This window comes from Streptomyces sp. NPDC050433 (assembly GCF_044458565.1).
Taxonomy (GTDB): domain Bacteria; phylum Actinomycetota; class Actinomycetes; order Streptomycetales; family Streptomycetaceae; genus Streptomyces.
The window spans coordinates 102,911-117,869 of the sequence record NZ_JBITIB010000020.1 but is presented as its reverse complement, the minus strand read 5'-3'; the positions used below and the strand labels follow the sequence as shown (position 1 = coordinate 117,869).

General features: G+C 70.8%; 15 protein-coding genes, 1 tRNA gene and 1 pseudogene. 11 read left to right on the top strand and 6 right to left on the bottom strand.

Features of this window, described 5'->3' with window-relative positions; genetic code table 11:
- Positions 1-71: 71 nt before the first annotated feature.
- Entirely contained in the window at positions 72-1,115 is a 1,044-nt protein-coding gene (locus tag ACIBLA_RS24320) for a zinc-binding dehydrogenase (RefSeq protein WP_363241140.1), read from the top strand.
- Positions 1,116-1,255: 140 nt separating this feature from the next.
- Here ACIBLA_RS24320 and ACIBLA_RS24315 read toward each other — a convergent pair whose 3' ends face one another.
- From ACIBLA_RS24315 to ACIBLA_RS24305, 3 genes are all read right to left on the bottom strand, one after another.
- Positions 1,256-1,765: a hypothetical protein gene (locus ACIBLA_RS24315; RefSeq protein WP_399199848.1), complete on the bottom strand. Its 510-nt coding sequence runs from the start codon at positions 1,763-1,765 to the stop codon at positions 1,256-1,258.
- An 85-nt stretch (positions 1,766-1,850) separates the two neighbouring features.
- A complete protein-coding gene (locus ACIBLA_RS24310) occupies positions 1,851-2,351 on the bottom strand; it encodes a GNAT family N-acetyltransferase (RefSeq protein WP_363241138.1) in 501 nt (166 codons plus the stop codon).
- 24 nt (positions 2,352-2,375) lie between these two features.
- Complete coding sequence (locus ACIBLA_RS24305) at positions 2,376-3,290, bottom strand: aminoglycoside phosphotransferase family protein (RefSeq protein ID WP_399199847.1); 915 nt, start codon at positions 3,288-3,290, stop codon at positions 2,376-2,378.
- Between the two features lie 92 nt (positions 3,291-3,382).
- On the opposite strand from ACIBLA_RS24305, the gene ACIBLA_RS24300 reads away from it, so the two are divergent.
- Positions 3,383-4,777, top strand: coding sequence for an FAD-dependent oxidoreductase (locus ACIBLA_RS24300; protein WP_363241136.1), 1,395 nt, complete (start codon positions 3,383-3,385; stop codon positions 4,775-4,777).
- A 56-nt stretch (positions 4,778-4,833) separates the two neighbouring features.
- On the opposite strand, the pseudogene ACIBLA_RS24295 reads toward ACIBLA_RS24300, so the two are convergent.
- Both ACIBLA_RS24295 and ACIBLA_RS24290 read right to left on the bottom strand, forming a co-directional pair.
- Positions 4,834-5,010: pseudogene (locus ACIBLA_RS24295) on the bottom strand (TerD family protein); the annotation flags it as partial.
- A gap of 51 nt (positions 5,011-5,061) precedes the next feature.
- Positions 5,062-5,637 carry a TerD family protein gene (locus ACIBLA_RS24290; RefSeq protein WP_399199846.1) on the bottom strand — a complete coding sequence of 192 codons (576 nt, stop codon included), beginning with the start codon at positions 5,635-5,637 and terminating at the stop codon, positions 5,062-5,064.
- A 203-nt stretch (positions 5,638-5,840) separates the two neighbouring features.
- Between ACIBLA_RS24290 and ACIBLA_RS24285 the strand changes: the two genes are divergently transcribed.
- The 6 genes from ACIBLA_RS24285 to ACIBLA_RS24260 all read left to right on the top strand — a co-directional run bounded on the left by ACIBLA_RS24285 (position 5,841) and on the right by ACIBLA_RS24260 (position 12,139).
- A complete protein-coding gene (locus tag ACIBLA_RS24285) occupies positions 5,841-6,275 on the top strand; it encodes a BlaI/MecI/CopY family transcriptional regulator (protein WP_399199844.1) in 435 nt (144 codons plus the stop codon).
- A 3-nt stretch (positions 6,276-6,278) separates the two neighbouring features.
- Positions 6,279-7,208 carry a M56 family metallopeptidase gene (locus ACIBLA_RS24280; protein ID WP_363241132.1) on the top strand — a complete coding sequence of 310 codons (930 nt, stop codon included), beginning with the start codon at positions 6,279-6,281 and terminating at the stop codon, positions 7,206-7,208.
- A gap of 97 nt (positions 7,209-7,305) precedes the next feature.
- Positions 7,306-8,700, top strand: coding sequence for an LCP family protein (locus ACIBLA_RS24275; RefSeq protein WP_399199842.1), 1,395 nt, complete (start codon positions 7,306-7,308; stop codon positions 8,698-8,700).
- Between the two features lie 139 nt (positions 8,701-8,839).
- Positions 8,840-10,216: a hemolysin family protein gene (locus ACIBLA_RS24270; RefSeq protein ID WP_363241131.1), complete on the top strand. Its 1,377-nt coding sequence runs from the start codon at positions 8,840-8,842 to the stop codon at positions 10,214-10,216.
- Positions 10,213-11,238, top strand: a complete 1,026-nt coding sequence (locus ACIBLA_RS24265; RefSeq protein WP_399199841.1) for a hemolysin family protein — start codon at positions 10,213-10,215, stop codon at positions 11,236-11,238. The genes ACIBLA_RS24270 and ACIBLA_RS24265 overlap by 4 nt, the downstream gene beginning before the upstream one ends.
- A 31-nt stretch (positions 11,239-11,269) precedes the next feature.
- The gene (locus tag ACIBLA_RS24260; protein ID WP_399199840.1) at positions 11,270-12,139 is read left to right on the top strand and encodes an ion transporter; all 870 of its coding nucleotides are present in this window, start codon (positions 11,270-11,272) and stop codon (positions 12,137-12,139) included.
- 13 nt (positions 12,140-12,152) lie between these two features.
- Here ACIBLA_RS24260 and ACIBLA_RS24255 read toward each other — a convergent pair.
- Positions 12,153-12,229: transfer RNA gene (locus ACIBLA_RS24255), tRNA-Thr, on the bottom strand.
- A gap of 205 nt (positions 12,230-12,434) precedes the next feature.
- Between ACIBLA_RS24255 and ACIBLA_RS24250 the strand changes: the two genes are divergently transcribed.
- The 3 genes from ACIBLA_RS24250 to ACIBLA_RS24240 all read left to right on the top strand — a co-directional run bounded on the left by ACIBLA_RS24250 (position 12,435) and on the right by ACIBLA_RS24240 (position 14,946).
- On the top strand, positions 12,435-13,571 hold the full coding sequence (locus tag ACIBLA_RS24250; RefSeq protein WP_363241128.1) for a sn-glycerol-3-phosphate ABC transporter ATP-binding protein UgpC: 1,137 nt from the start codon (positions 12,435-12,437) through the stop codon (positions 13,569-13,571).
- A 197-nt stretch (positions 13,572-13,768) separates the two neighbouring features.
- The gene (locus ACIBLA_RS24245) at positions 13,769-14,191 is read left to right on the top strand and encodes a hypothetical protein (protein WP_363241127.1); all 423 of its coding nucleotides are present in this window, start codon (positions 13,769-13,771) and stop codon (positions 14,189-14,191) included.
- 38 nt (positions 14,192-14,229) lie between these two features.
- Complete coding sequence (locus ACIBLA_RS24240) at positions 14,230-14,946, top strand: nucleotidyltransferase family protein (RefSeq protein WP_363241126.1); 717 nt, start codon at positions 14,230-14,232, stop codon at positions 14,944-14,946.
- Positions 14,947-14,959: the final 13 nt, after the last annotated feature.

The window sequence follows — 14,959 nt, the reverse complement described above, 5'->3', positions numbered from 1 at the left end:
TGAGGTCGGAGGCTGGCTCCCGTACCGACCGCCGGAACGCGACGCACCCGGACACCACGAGGGAGCCAGCCATGCACGCCATCCGCCTCCATGCCTTCGGGCCTGCCGAGAACCTGGTCCACGAGCGGACCGACGACCCCGTGCCCGGCCCCGGCCAGGTCCGGATCGCCGTCGCCGCGGCCGGGGTCCACGTCCTCGACACCGCCCTGCGCCAGGGCATGACGGGGCCGTACCCCACGCCGGTCGAGCTGCCCACCATCCCCGGCCGCGAAGTGGCGGGCACGGTCGACGCGCTGGGCGAGGGCACCGACCCGAGCTGGCTCGGCAGGCGGGTCGTCACCCACCTCGGCATGGTCCCCGGCGGTTACGCGGAACTCGCCGTCGCCGATGCCGCCCGGCTCCACGAGATCCCCGGCAACCTCGACGCCGCCGAGGCCGTCGCCATGATCGGCACCGGCCGCACCACCATGGGCATCCTCCAGTTCACCACCCTCGGCCCCGAGGACGTCGCGATCGTCCCCGCCGCCGCGGGCGGCATCGGCACCCTCCTCGTCCAGTACGCGAAGAACGCGGGCGCCACCGTCATCGGCCTCGCCGGGGGGCCCGTCAAGGTCGCGCGCGTCACCGAGAACGGCGCCGATCTCGCCGTCGACTACACCCGGCCCGACTGGCCCGAGACGGTCCGCGCCCACCTCGCGGGCCGCCCCGCCACCGTCGTCTTCGACTCCGTCGGCGGCGACACCGCCCGCGCCGCCGTCGACCTCCTCGGCAAGGGCGGCAGGCACATCGTCTTCGGCTGGTCCGGCGAAGGCATCCTCGACGGCGAGCCGCTGAGCTACACGGAGGAGGAGCAGGCGGCGCGCGGCATCACCTCGGAGGGTGTCCTCGGTCCGGTGATGATCCAGAAGGCGGGCGGGGACGTACGCGCGCTGGAGGACCGAGCCCTGTCCGAGGCCGCGGCGGGCCGCCTCCGCCCCGCCGTACATCGCTTCCCGCTCGCCGACGCGGCCGGCGCGCACCGCGCGCTGGAGACGCGCGCCACGATGGGCAAGGTGGTCCTGGAGCCGCCGTCGCCCCGGTCCGACGCCGACGACGACGCAGGCGCAAGCGCCTGAGGACGTACGGGCCACAGCGCGGCCGGGCCGGCAACCGAACAGGAACCGGCCGACAGCCCGGCAGGTCTCAACCGGATCAGACCTGATCGGACCGCGATCGAACACCGACAGGACCGCGACCGGAACCGATCAGACCCCGCTCAGGCCGACGAGGGGCCGGGCCCCTCCGGCCTGTCGTCCACCCGCTCGGCCACCCGCCCGGCCAGCCGGTCGAGTCCGCCCCTGATCAACTGCCCGTACCCGTCGTCGCCCAGCGTCCCCACGGCGTCGAGCCCGCGCGCCAGATGCTCACGAGCCAGGTCCCACTCACCGAGCCGCCGGTACACATCCCCCAGGTTGAGATGCAGCGACGGGTAGAACGCGGCCACCGGGCTCGCCACCCCCGCGCGCCGCGCCCGCTCGTCCGAGACCAGGTCCGCCGCCTCCAACGCCCGCAGGTCCCAGACCAGTTCCTCCCGCGGATCGTCCTGGACGTCGGCCATGGAGTGGGCCAGCGCGCATATGTGGAACGGGTCGCCGTCCTCGCTCAGCCCGTCCCAGACTCCGGCGAACACCCGCCGGGCGGCGTCCCGTTCGCCGCGCTGCCCCAGCTCCATGCCACGACCTATCGCGGCCATCACGGGATCGGGCTGCTGAATCGTCTCGGACATGTGGTCCCCCAGATGGATCGGAGTCATCCTCACTCGTCACCGAGCGTAACGGCACCCACTGACAATGCCGCTGACGATCCCCACCTCACGCACCAGCGGCACCGGTCGCACCCGCCGCCCCGCCCAGGCTCGCCAACTCCCCGTCCGTCAGCCGGAACACCGTCCACCCGTCCTGCGGCCGTGCCCCCAGCGCCCGGTAGAAGGCGATCGACGGTTCGTTCCAGTCCAGCACCGACCACTCCAGCCGCTCGTACCCGCGCTCCACGCAGATCCGCGCCAGCTCCGTCAGCAGCGCCTTCCCGTGACCGCCGCCGCGCAGCTCCGGACGGACGTACAGATCCTCCAGGTAGATGCCGTGCACCCCGCGCCACGTCGAGAAGTTCAGGAACCACAGCGCGAACCCCGCCACCACACCCCCGTCCGTCTCCGCGATGTGCGCGTACGCGGCCGGCCGCTCCCCGAACAGCGCCTCACGCAACTGCTCCTCGGTCGCCCGCGCCTCATCAGGGGCCTTCTCGTATGCCGCCAGTTCACGGATCATCGCGTGGATCACCGGAACGTCAGCGGCCGTCGCCGTACGAATCATGACCGCAGCCTGCCCTTTCGACGGCTACCGCGCCAACAGCGCCCGGCCCACGGCCGTCTGCGTCGGCGACAGCGCCCGCTTTCCCTCGCGAAGGTCCCAGAGGCAGTTCTGCAGCACCCGCCCCAGCGTCCACGCCCGCGCGCGCCCCCGGTCCAGCCCCATGACCTCCGTCATCAGGTCGAACCTCCAAAGGATGTCGCCCGCACTGCCGCCCGCAAAGCCGCCCGCACCGCCGCCCTCGTCGAACCGGTTGACGATCGCCGGCAGCAGCTCGAACCCCGGATCCCCCGCCAGCGGCTTCGGGTCGATCGCCAGCCACGGCTCACGGCCCTCGCACCCGGCCACCGGTACGGGAGCCAGCACGTTCTCGAAGTGCAGGTCCCAGTGCAGCAGCCGGTCCCCCGGCTCGCCCACCACCTCCCGTACAGCGCCCGCGCAGCCCAGGAGCAGCCGCCGCTCCGCCCCGTCGGCAAGCGCCCGCGCCGACACCGGCGCCTCGTCGAGCATCGCCCCCGCGATCTCCCCCAGCCGGCGCAGACCCGCCGGTGCGGGCACCGCCGTCAACCGGGCCAGCAGCCCGGCGATGACCGCCACCCCGTCCCCTACGGGGACCAGGCTCAAGTCCCGTGCCGGGTCCAGCCGCTCCAGCAGCAGCGTGCCCGACTCCTCCTCGTACTCCAGCAGCCGCACCGCGCCGTCGCCGTCCCACACCCGCAGCGCCACCGGCTCTCCGGCCGTCTCCGCGTCGAGGTTCTGCAACTTCAGCACCGCGGGCGTACCGTCCACCCGCTCGACCGGCAGCACCAGCGCGCACATGCCGTGCATCGCGGAGCCCGTACGCCGCAGCCCCCACCTCTTCAGGAAGTGGGCCGCTCGCGCAGGGAGCGCGGCGATGAACGCACGGTCCTGTGTCCTCGCCAACTCCGCCGGGATCTCCACGACACCAAGCCTACGAGCGCGCCGCGGCCGGCAGGCCGCCCCCGCACCCCTGACCTGGACACAGGCGCGGAGCGCGGTGTACGAACACCCTCATGAGCAGCACGATCAACGGCGGCATCTCCTTCTGGTACGCCCAGGACGGCATACCGGCGCCCCGCGAACCCCTCCCCGGCGACACCACGGCCGACGTCTGCGTCGTCGGCGGCGGCTTCACCGGCCTGTGGACGGCCTACTACCTGAAGAAGGCCGTGCCCTTCCTCAACATCACCGTCCTGGAAGGCAAGTTCTGCGGGTACGGCGCCTCCGGGCGCAACGGCGGCTGGCTCTACAACGGCATCGCCGGCCGCGACGCCTACGCCCTCAAGCACGGCCACGACGCCGCCGTCCGCCTCCAGCGGGCCATGAACGACACCGTCGCCGAGGTCATCCGCGTCGCCGCCGACGAGACGATCGACGCCGACATCCACCAGGGCGGCGTCCTCGAAGTCGCGTACAACCCCGCACAGCTCGCCCGGCTCAAGGACTTCCACACCACCGAGATCGCCTTCGGCGAGAGTGACCGCACCCTGCACGGCGCCCGCGAGACCGCGGAGCGCGTACGGGTCACCGGAGCCGTCGGCTCCACCTGGACCCCGCACGGCGCCCGGCTGCACCCCGTCAAACTCCTCAAGGGCCTCGCCGAAGCCGTCGAAGCACTCGGCGTCACCATCCACGAATCGACGCCGGTCACCGAGATCAAGCCCAAACACGCCATCACCCCGTACGGCACGGTCCGCGCGCCCTACATCCTGCGCTGCACCGAGGGCTTCACCGCCGCGCTCAAGGGCCGGCGCCGTACCTGGCTCCCCATGAACTCCTCGATGATCGCCACCGAACCGCTGCCCGCCAGGATCTGGGACACCATCGGCTGGGAGGGCCGCGAAGCCCTCGGCGACATGGCACACGCCTACATGTACGCCCAGCGCACCGCCGACGACCGCATCGCCATCGGCGGCCGTGGCGTCCCCTACCGCTACGGCTCCCGCACCGACAACGACGGCCGCACCCAGCCCGCCACCATCGCCGCCCTGCGCGACATCCTGGTCCGCCTCTTCCCCACCACGGCGGGCGCCCGCATCGACCACGCCTGGTCCGGCGTCCTCGGCGTCCCCCGCGACTGGTGCGCCACGGTCACCCTCGACCGCGCCACCGGCCTCGGATGGGCGGGCGGCTACGTCGGCTCGGGCGTCGCCACGACCAACCTGGCGGCCCGCACCCTGCGCGACCTCATCCGACAGGACTCGGGCCAGTCCGGCCCCACGGACCTCACGACCCTGCCCTGGGTCAACCACAAGGTCCGCAAGTGGGAACCGGAGCCCCTGCGCTGGCTGGGAGTCCACGCCCTCTACGCGGCCTACCGCACGGCGGACCGCCGGGAGGCCAGATCCCACACCCCCACCACCCCGCGCCTGGCCCGCACGGCCAACCGCGTCTCGGGCCGCCACTGACCCGACACGAGTCGTCAGGGCTGCTTCATCAGGGCTGCTTCATCAGAGCTGCGTCGTCAGAGGTGCGAGGAGACAGCGGGCATCAGGTCCTGGAAGGTGCGGCCGTGGGCGGGGGCGCCGATGGCCGTCATCTGCCAGCCGGCGCCGGAGCGTTGCACCTTGGCCATGATCTGCGCGGTGTGGTGCCCGCCTCCGGTCAGGGTGTAGCGCGCCAGTTCCTGCCCGGTCGTCTCGGTCGGTCGATGACGTACGGGTACGGAGGGGCGGCGTTCGAGGGGCAGCGTTCAGAGGTTGACGCCGAAGTCCTGGACGATGCCGCTCAAGCCGGAGGCGTAGCCCTGCCCGACCGCGCGGAACTTCCACTCGGCGCCGTGCCGGTACAGCTCGCCGAAGAGCATCGCGGTCTCGGTGGACGCGTCTTCGCTGAGGTCGTAGCGCGCTATCTCCGCCCCGCCCGACTGGTTGACGACGCGGATGTACGCGTTGCGTACCTGCCCGAAGCTCTGGCCCCGGGTGTCGGCGTCGTGGATCGACACCGGGAAGACGATCTTCGCCACGCTCGCGGGTACGGCGGCGAGGTCGACCTTCACGGTCTCGTCGTCGCCCTCGCCCTCGCCGGTGAGGTTGTCGCCGGTGTGCTCGACGGAACCGTCCGGGCTCCTGAGGTTGTTGTAGAAGACGAAATGCCCGTCGGAGAGCACCTTGCCGGTCTGATCGCAGAGCAGCGCGCTCGCGTCCAGGTCGTGGTCGGCCCCGGTGGTGGTCCGGACGTCCCACCCGAGGCCGACAAGGACCGCGGTCAGGCCGGGGGCCTCCTTGCTCAGCGAGACATTTCCGCCCTTGCCGAGGCTCACACCCATCGTGTTCCCTCTCTCCGCTCGTCGTGTACCGGCAGCCGTCCGCGTCGTCGCGTTCGTGCCGCATCCTGAAATCTACAACACTGTAGAGATGGGTTGCTGCGGGATCCGCCGCGATCGGCGAGAGTGGAACGTCTTCCGGACTCGCGGGCGCCATGCACCGGAGGTCCTGGTGGAACAGCTGAACTCGGGAAGGAGATCAAGTCGTGGCCGGAGAGCGGGACGATCACGGGCAGGCGCCACGCGCCAGGAGGCGTGCGCAGGGCGAGCTGGAGGCGCTGGTGCTGTCGGCGCTGGGGGACGCGACCACCCCGGTGCCCGTCGGCTGGGTGCAGCGGCGGCTCGGGGAGGACCTCTCGTACAGCACGGTCATCACGATCCTGACGCGACTGCACGAGAAGCGGGCGGTGACCCGCACCGGCCCCGGGCGGCCCGTCCTGTGGCAGTCGGTCGCGGTGGACGAGGCCGACCTCACGGCGCTGAGCATGCGCCGACTGCTCGACCGGCAGGACAACCGTGACGCGGTGCTGTCCAGTTTCGTATCGGCGTTGTCCTCCGACGACGAGGACCTTCTGCGGTCCCTGCTGAACGACGCAGGAACCGGCTCGTCCGCCGCGCCCACGGCCGAACCGGACGAATGATCCATGGGCGTCTTCGTCTTTCTGCCGCTGGTGCTTCCGCTGACCGCGCTGCCCATCGCGCGCCTCGCCGAGCGGCATCTGCACCCGCGCCGCGCGGCCCGGCTGCTGACGACCGTCGCGGTGATCCTCGCGTCGTGCAGCACGCTGTGCCTGGGACTGCTGATGGTCGTCGGCACCGCGCAGCTGCCCGGCAACCCGCTGCCCGACGGCTGGTCGGACCCCGAGGTGCGAGAGGCCGTGCCGCACGACCAGTTCTTCGGCAAGGCGGCCATCGTCGCTCTGCTGGTGGTGGCGACGGCGTGCGCGTGCGTCGTGGTACGGCAGCACCGGTTCCACGCCCTCGCGCATCGCACACTCGGCTCCTCGCCGACCCGGTCCGAGGTCGCGGTCCTGCGTGACGCGTCCCCGTACGCGTACGCGCTGCCCGGCGCTCCGGGCCGGATCGTGGTGTCCACCGGCATGCTGGCGTGCCTCGACCCGGCGGAGCGCGAGGCCCTGCTCGCGCACGAGCGCGCGCACCTCGCGGGCCGCCATCACCGCCTGCTGCTCGCGGTTCGGCTCGCGGGCTGCGCCAACCCCCTGCTGCGCCCGCTGATGTCCGCCCTCACCTACAGCACCGAACGCTGGGCGGACGAGGAGGCCGCCCGCGTCACGGGCGACCGGCGGACGACCGCCCACGCCGTGGGCAAGGCCGCGCTCGTCTCCCGGCGCGCTTCTCACCCGCCCCTGCCCGCGTTCGCGGCCGGACCCGTCCCGCGCAGGGTGGCCGCCCTGCTGGGCCCGGTGCCGCCGGAGCGGCGCTGGCCGCCGGCGCTCACCCCGGCCGGGGTGGCCGCGTACGTCGCGGCGGCGGGTACGGCGCTCTCCGCGCTCTCCGCGCTCGATGCCTCGATCGCACTCTTCCTCGTACTGAAAGCGGCGACCCCGCTCTAGGCCGTGTCCGGGGCTCCTCTACAACTATGTAGAGTTTCGCGAGGTGCGGTTCGGTCCGGTGGTCGGGCGGGCCGCGGCCGGACGCTGGAGGGTCGGCATGGGTGGGGAACGCAGGAAACCGCGGGTTCGCGCGGCGCGGAACGCCGGAGGAGAGCCGGCCGCGCGGCTCACCCGGCGCGGCAGGCTCCTCGTACGCGGTGGCGCGGTGCTGGCCGTTCTGCTGGTGGCCGCGGGCGGTGCGGGTCTCTGGGCGTATCAGAGCCTGGACGGGAACATCCACTCGGCCGACATCGACAGCAAGCTCGGCGGCGACCGGCCGGCCAACAGCAGTCCGGGATCGAAGAACATCCTCGTGGTCGGCTCGGACTCGCGCGACGGCGACAACGGGAAGTACGGCAAGGGCCTCACCACCATGCAGTCGGACACCCTGATGGTCATGCATGTGGCGGCGGACCGGGAATGGGCGACCGTGGTGTCCCTGCCCCGCGACTCCTGGGTCCGGATACCCGCCTGCGACCGCGGCGACGGCACCATGTCGACGCCGCACCAGTTCAAGATCAACGAGGCGTTCGCGGTCGGCGGCACCACCGGCGAGGTCGCCGGAGCCGCGGCCTGCACCATCAAGACGGTCGAGGAGAACACGGGCCTGCGCATCGACCACTTCATGTCGGTCGACTTCCAGGGCTTCAAGGGCATGGTGAACGCTCTGGACGGCATAGAGGTGTGCCCCGAGGCGGCGATCCACGACACCAAGGCACATCTCGACCTGGAGGCGGGATGCCAGACCGTCAAGGGTGAGAAGGCACTCGGCTACGTCAGGACCCGCTACAGCGTGGGAGACGGTTCCGACATCGGCCGCATAGGCCGCCAGCAGGAGTTCATGGAGGCGCTCGCGGCCAAGGCGCAGAAGAAGCTGACCAGTCCGACGGCTCTGTACGGCTTCCTCGACTCGGCGACGGAGTCGCTCACCACGGACAAGGAACTCGCCGGCATCAAGCCCCTGACGGCCCTCGCCTCCGAACTCAAGGGGATTCCGGGCGACCGGCTGACCTTCCTGACCGTGCCCAACTACCCCCGCGAGGCCGACGTACCCGCCGACAAGGCGAATGTGGTGTGGCAGTACCCCCAGGCCGCCGACCTGTTCTCCGCTCTGGCGAAGGACCGCGAAGTGGACAAGAAGGCGGTCGAGTCCGACAGCGAGAACCCGCTCTACGCGGCGGCGGTCCGGGTCCGCGTACTCAACGGAACGGGCCGGGCGGGCGAGGCGGCGAAGGCCGCTGATCTCCTGCGCGCGGCCGGCTTCACCGTCGTGGGGACCGGCAACGCGCCCGAGGACACCGACGACACATCCGTCACGTTTCCCGGCGGGCTGGAGCGGCACGCGCGGGCGCTGGCCTCCCGACTGCCCGGAACAACCGCCTCCGGGGACGCCGAGGCCGCGCAGGGTGAAGTGACTCTCACCATCGGCGGCGACTTCGAAGGGGTCCGCTGAACTCCCTCGGTCCCTCCGTCCTCCTCAGGTCTGCCGACACCGACCCACCCGACAGAAAGCTGTGGTCCGTCATGGATGAACCTCCCGGCGCAAGCATCGCCGTCGCAGGCCCACCCGGCCGCAGGACGGAGGCGTCGCGATGAGCGCCGTACTCCTCCTGCTGCTCGCCCTGGCGCTCACCCTCGCCTGCGCCGTCTTCGTGGCCGCCGAATTCGCCCTGACGACCGTCGAACGCGGCGAGCTGGAGCGTGCCGCCGAGGCCGGTGAGCGCGGAGCGGGCAGCGCTCTCAAGGCCGCGAAGCGGCTGACCTTCCAGTTGTCCGGCGCCCAACTGGGCATCACCGTGACCTCGCTGATCATCGGCATGCTGGCGGAACCGTCGCTGGCCGTACTGCTGCGCGGCCCGCTGGAGGCCGTCGGCCTGCCTTCGGGCGGAGTGTCGACGACCGCCACCCTGCTCGGCGTCGCCGTGTCCACCGTGGTGCTCATGGTGATCGGCGAGCTCGTGCCGAAGAACTGGGCGATCTCCAGTCCGCTCGCCGTCGCGAAGGTGGTGGCGACCCCGCAACGGGGCTTCACCGCCGCCTTCGCCCCGCTGATCCGGCACCTGAACAACGCCGCGAACCGTCTCGTACGCCGCATCGGCCTGGAACCCGCCGAGGAGCTGGCCTCGGCCCGTACGCCGGACGAACTTGTCGCGCTCGTGAGGCACTCCGCCCGCGAAGGCGCCATCGAGAAGGACTCCGCCGAACTCTTCGTCCGCACACTCCACCTGGGCGAGCTGACCGCCGAGAACGTGATGACCCCGCGCGTCGACGTAAAGGCCCTGGACGCCCATGCCACCGCCGCCGACGCGGCGAACCTGGCCCTGGCGACAGGACTGTCCCGTTTCCCCGTGCACCGCGACGGCCTGGACGAGATCGTCGGCACCGTGGACATCCGTGACGTGCTCGCGCTGGACGAGGAGGTACGGGGCAGCACCCCGGTCACCGCGCTGGCGACCGAGCCGCTGCGCGTACCCGACTCCCTGCCCGTGGACCGGCTGCTGCGCCGGCTGAGGCAGAGCCGCACCATGGCCCTCGTCATCGACGAGTACGGCGGTACCGCGGGCATAGCCACGGTGGAGGACATCGTGGAGGAGGTCATCGGCGAAGTCCGCGACGAGCACGACCCGCACGAGCGCCCCGATCTGGTGGAACGCGAGCCCGCCGCGGACGGCCGCGCCGTCTGGGAGGCGGACGGCGGCATCCGCCTGGACGAGCTCGAACGCATCGGGTTCGAGGCGCCCGAGGGCCCTTACGAAACCCTCGCCGGGCTGATCGCCGACCGGCTGGAACGAATCCCCACGCTCCAGGACCGGTTCGAAGTCCAGGGCTGGCAACTGGCCGTGCTCCACGTCGAGCGCCACCGTGCGGACCGCGTCCGCGTCACCGCCCCCCAGCCCCCCGAGCCGCACCAAGCGCATCAGCCGCACCAGCCGCCCCTGGCCTCACCGAACGACACGGAATCGTCATGACAGCCATTCAGCTGGCCATCGGAGCTTTCACCCTTCTCACCAACGCCTTCTTCGTCGGGGCCGAGTTCGCCCTCATCTCCGTAAGGCGCAGCCAGATCGAACCGGCCGCCCTCAAGGGCAACGCGCGCGCCAGGAACACCCTGTGGGGGGTGGAGCATCTGTCGGCGGCGATGGCGACGGCCCAGCTCGGCATCACCATCTCCTCCCTCGTGCTCGGCGCGGTGGCCGAGCCTGCCATCGCCCATCTCCTGGAGCCGCCGTTCGAGTCCATAGGTGTGCCCGACGGCCTGGTCCACCCCATCGCCTTCGTGATCGCGCTGACCCTGGCCACCTATCTGCACATGCTGATCGGCGAGATGATCCCCAAGAACATCGCGCTCGCCGCCCCGGCGCGCACCGCGCTGGCCCTGGCTCCGTCGCTGGTCGCCCTGACCCGCGCCCTGCGGCCGGTCATCTTCGGTATCAACGCCTTCGCCAACGTGCTGCTGCGGCTGATGAAGGTCGAACCGAAGGACGAGGTCGCCGCGGTCTTCACCGACGACGAACTCGTACGGATGGTCGAGGGCTCCCGCAACGCGGGCCTGATCGACCGGGCCGGCGGGGAGCGGCTGCGCGACGCCCTGGAGCTCGGCACCCGGCCCGTCGGCGCGGTGATGGTGCCTCTCGGCAGCACGGTCACGGTCGAGCACGGCATCACGCCTCGCCAACTGGAACGTGCCGCGGCCGGCTCGGGTTTCTCCCGTCTCCCGGTCACCGGGCCGAAGGGGGAGGTCCAGGGATATCTGCACGTCAAGGACGTGCTCGGGGTGGTGGAACGCGACCGGCCGCTGGCCCCCACCGCCCTCCGCCCGGTGGTCGTCGTGGAAACCGACACACCTCTCGACGACGCCATGACCGCGATGCGGTCCGCCGGAACCCACCTGGCGGCTGTGACCGGCGGCGACAAGGGCGCCGTGCTCGGCTTCGTCACCATGGAAGACCTGCTGGAAGAACTCGTCGGCCCCGCGACGAGCGACGCCTGAGCGCCCGCACGAGAGAAGAAGCGACATCGCGATGTCCGAACGGACCTCCTCCCACTTACGCCGTGCCGTGGCGGTCCGCACGCGCCGTATCACCGAGTCGGCGGCGTTCACCGCCGCGGTCTTCGGTCTGATCCTCGGCAACGCCGTACTGCTGGGAGCCGAGACGTACACCGGTGCCGTGGAGCAGTGGCACAGCACGCTGAAGACGGCCGAGCACGTCTTCCTCGCGGCCTTCACCGCCGAGATCCTGCTGCGCGCCGCCGCCTCGGCCGACCGGCCGAAGCAGTTCTTCCGCGACCCGTGGAACATCTTCGACCTCGCGGTGGTCGGACTGGCGTTCCTGCCCTTCGCGCGCGAGAACGCGACCGTACTGCGGCTCCTGCGGCTGGCCCGTGTCGTACGCGCGGCCCGCTTCCTCCCGCAGCTGCGCATCGTCATCGTGGCCGTCGGCAAGAGCCTGCCGGGCACGCTGAGTTTCGTACTCGTCGGCGCACTGCTCCTGTACGTCTACGCGATGACCGGCTGGGTCTTCTTCGCCGCCGAGGACCCGGAGCACTACGGCTCGCTGGGCCGCGCGGCCCTCACCCTGTTCCTCCTCATCACCCTCGACGGCCTCGGCGACGCGGTACGGGCGGGCCTGGAGATCTCCCGCTGGACCATCCTCTACTTCGCGTCCTTCGTCCTGCTCGGCTCGTTCCTGCTCGTGAACCTGCTCATCGGCGTCGTCATCAACTCCCTTCAGGAAGCACGGGAGATGGAAGCCGGGAGAGGGTCGGCGCCGCCACGGCGCGCAAGCACCCCCGACACGGCGGACGACCTCCGGGAACAGCTCGCCACCGCGAGACGAGCCCTGGACACCATCGAGGCCGAACTCGAAAACCCCAGGTCACGATCAAGGTGACCTGGGGTTCCTGTGGAGCCCCCTGTCGGATTCGAACCGACGACCTACGCATTACAAGTGCGTTGCTCTGGCCAGCTGAGCTAAGGAGGCGTGCGGTGAAACTATAACCGGCGCCGATCACCGGTCGGCCGGGAATTTCACAGCGGTCCACCTACTGACAGATCTTGAAACGCGAGGTAGCGTCACCTCAAGTTCATCCAGGTGGACTAGACCCATCCCGCGCCCTCCGGCGCGGGAGCCATTCCTTTACTCGGATCGTCCGGCACGTTCCTGCCGGTGAAGGGACCACATCACCATGGCCACTGTTCAGTTCGACAAGGCGACCCGTGTGTATCCGGGTTCCACCAAGCCCGCCGTCGACCAGCTCGACCTCGACGTCGCGGACGGCGAGTTCCTCGTGCTGGTCGGGCCCTCCGGCTGCGGCAAGTCGACCTCCCTGCGCATGCTCGCGGGTCTTGAGGACGTCAACGGCGGAGCCATCCGCATCGGTGACCGCGACGTCACGCACCTGCCGCCCAAGGACCGGGACATCGCGATGGTGTTCCAGAACTACGCGCTCTACCCGCACATGTCGGTCGCCGACAACATGGGCTTCGCGCTCAAGATCGCCGGTGTCAACAAGGCCGACATCCGTAAGAAGGTCGAAGAGGCCGCGAAGATCCTCGACCTCACCGAGTACCTGGACCGCAAGCCGAAGGCGCTCTCCGGTGGTCAGCGCCAGCGTGTGGCCATGGGTCGCGCCATCGTGCGTGAGCCGCAGGTGTTCCTCATGGACGAGCCGCTGTCGAACCTCGACGCCAAGCTGCGTGTGTCGACCCGTACGCAGATCGCCTCGCTCCAGCGCCGCCTGGGCATCACGACGGTGTACGTCACGCACGACCAGGTCGAGGCCATGACCATGGGCGACCGCGTCGCCGTCCTCAAGGACGGTCTGCTCCAGCAGGTGGACTCGCCGCGCAACATGTACGACCGGCCCGCCAACCTCTTCGTCGCCGGCTTCATCGGCTCCCCGGCCATGAACCTGGTCGAGGTCCCGATCACCGACGGTGGTGTGAAGTTCGGCAACAGCGTCGTCCCGATCTCCCGCGAGGCGCTTTCCGCCGCGGCCGACCGTGGTGACAGCACCGTCACCGTCGGTGTCCGCCCGGAGCACTTCGACATCGTGGAGCAGGGCGGCGAGGCCGCGAAGACGCTGTCGAAGGATGCCGACGACGCCCCGGCCGGTCTGGCCGTCACCGTCAACGTCGTCGAGGAGCTGGGCGCCGACGGTTACGTCTACGGCGACGCGCAGGTCGGCGGCGAGCACAAGGACCTGGTGGTCCGCGTCAACGGCCGTGCCGTTCCCGACAAGGGCGCCAAGCTGCACGTCGTGCCGCGGCCGGGCGAGACGCACGTCTTCGCCTCGTCCACGGGTGAGCGCCTCAGCGACTGACCTGAAGAACGTACTAACGGCCCCGCACTTCGGTGCGGGGCCGTTTGCTGTGTGCCGCTCAGACGGTCAAATCCCCCGGCACACAGGCCATTTCGAATCATGTACGTCAACACCCGATTCGAAAAACCCTCTCGAACCATCCCTCGGCCGAGTGACTAAATGTCGCCAAATCATCACTGACCGCTACGCTCGCCTCCGTGACCCACTCTGCCCGCCGAATCGGCCGAAGTCTCGCCCTCGTACTGCCCGTCGTCCTCGTGCTCTCCGGAACCCTGGCGGTCGCGACCGTCCCGTGGGCGGCGAAGAACCCCGAGGCACAGATCCTCACCGCGTCCTCGGACAAGGCGTCCGTACGCGCCAAGTCCCGCGCCCCGCAGGACGTTCTCCGCGACAAGCTGCTCGTCGAGCTTCAGGAGAAGGACCCGGGGATCGCCCTGACCCACCTCCAGCGCCAGATCGAGGAACGCCCCTCGCTCGCCAAGCACTGCATGTCCCTGGCCCGCGCGCTCGGCCGCGCCGCTGTCGCGCACTACGGACCCACCCGCGCGCAGTCGTTCTCCCGCCCCGTCTGCGACACCTCGTTCGCCTACGGGGTGTCCCAGCAGACCGCGGGGCACTGACCACCGGCTCCCCGACCGCCCCGCCTATCGTTCACGGCATGATGACGTTTCCGACGCAGGCCGTGGTCCTCGCGGGCGGCCAGGGGTCGCGGCTGCGCCCGTACACCGACGACCGTCCCAAGCCGATGGTCGAGATCCCCGGCACGGGGACCCCGATCATCGGCCATCAACTCGCCTGGCTGGCCGCCGAGGGCGTCACGGACGCCGTGGTCTCGTGCGGCCATCTCGCCGAAGTGCTCCAGGAGTGGCTGGACGGCTCCCAACTCCCGCTGCGTGTCACGACCGTGGTGGAGAAGGAACCGCTGGGGCGCGGCGGCGGCCTCAAGTACGCCGCCGCCCGGCTGCCGGAGCCCGGCCGGCCCTGGTACGCCACCAACGGCGACATCTGGACCCGTTTCTCGCTGCGCGACATGGCCGCGTTCCACGCCGAGCGCGATGCCACCGCGACGCTCGCCCTCGCCCGGCCGCGGATTCCCTGGGGGGCCGTGGAGACCGACGAGTTCGGGCATGTGCTGGACTTCATCGAGTCGCCGCCGTCGCCGTATCTGATCAACGCCGGTGTGTACGTGTTCTCCTCGGCGTTCGCGAACCTGCTGCCCGACCGCGGCGACCACGAGCGGACGACCTTTCCCCGGCTGGCGCGCGAGCGGAGTCTGGCGGGCTTCCCGCTGCCGCAGGGCGCGTACTGGCGGGCCATCGACACCGCGAAGGACCTCACGGAGGCCGCCAAGGAGCTGGCCGCCGCCACGCGTTGAGCCTGCGGCAGCC

Bases quoted from the DNA above. Each gene is read 5' to 3' on its own strand.
- ACIBLA_RS24275 (WP_399199842.1), top strand. From the start codon at position 7,306: ATGGGTGGGGAACGCAGGAAACCGCGGGTTCGCGCGGCGCGGAACGCC.
- ACIBLA_RS24310 (WP_363241138.1), bottom strand. From the start codon at position 2,351: ATGATTCGTACGGCGACGGCCGCTGACGTTCCGGTGATCCACGCGATG.
- ACIBLA_RS24315 (WP_399199848.1), bottom strand. From the start codon at position 1,765: ATGTCCGAGACGATTCAGCAGCCCGATCCCGTGATGGCCGCGATAGGT.
- ACIBLA_RS24250 (WP_363241128.1), top strand. From the start codon at position 12,435: ATGGCCACTGTTCAGTTCGACAAGGCGACCCGTGTGTATCCGGGTTCC.
- ACIBLA_RS24290 (WP_399199846.1), bottom strand. From the start codon at position 5,637: ATGGGTGTGAGCCTCGGCAAGGGCGGAAATGTCTCGCTGAGCAAGGAG.
- ACIBLA_RS24260 (WP_399199840.1), top strand. From the start codon at position 11,270: ATGTCCGAACGGACCTCCTCCCACTTACGCCGTGCCGTGGCGGTCCGC.
- ACIBLA_RS24300 (WP_363241136.1), top strand. From the start codon at position 3,383: ATGAGCAGCACGATCAACGGCGGCATCTCCTTCTGGTACGCCCAGGAC.
- ACIBLA_RS24240 (WP_363241126.1), top strand. From the start codon at position 14,230: ATGATGACGTTTCCGACGCAGGCCGTGGTCCTCGCGGGCGGCCAGGGG.
- ACIBLA_RS24265 (WP_399199841.1), top strand. From the start codon at position 10,213: ATGACAGCCATTCAGCTGGCCATCGGAGCTTTCACCCTTCTCACCAAC.
- ACIBLA_RS24280 (WP_363241132.1), top strand. From the start codon at position 6,279: ATGGGCGTCTTCGTCTTTCTGCCGCTGGTGCTTCCGCTGACCGCGCTG.
- ACIBLA_RS24320 (WP_363241140.1), top strand. From the start codon at position 72: ATGCACGCCATCCGCCTCCATGCCTTCGGGCCTGCCGAGAACCTGGTC.
- ACIBLA_RS24270 (WP_363241131.1), top strand. From the start codon at position 8,840: ATGAGCGCCGTACTCCTCCTGCTGCTCGCCCTGGCGCTCACCCTCGCC.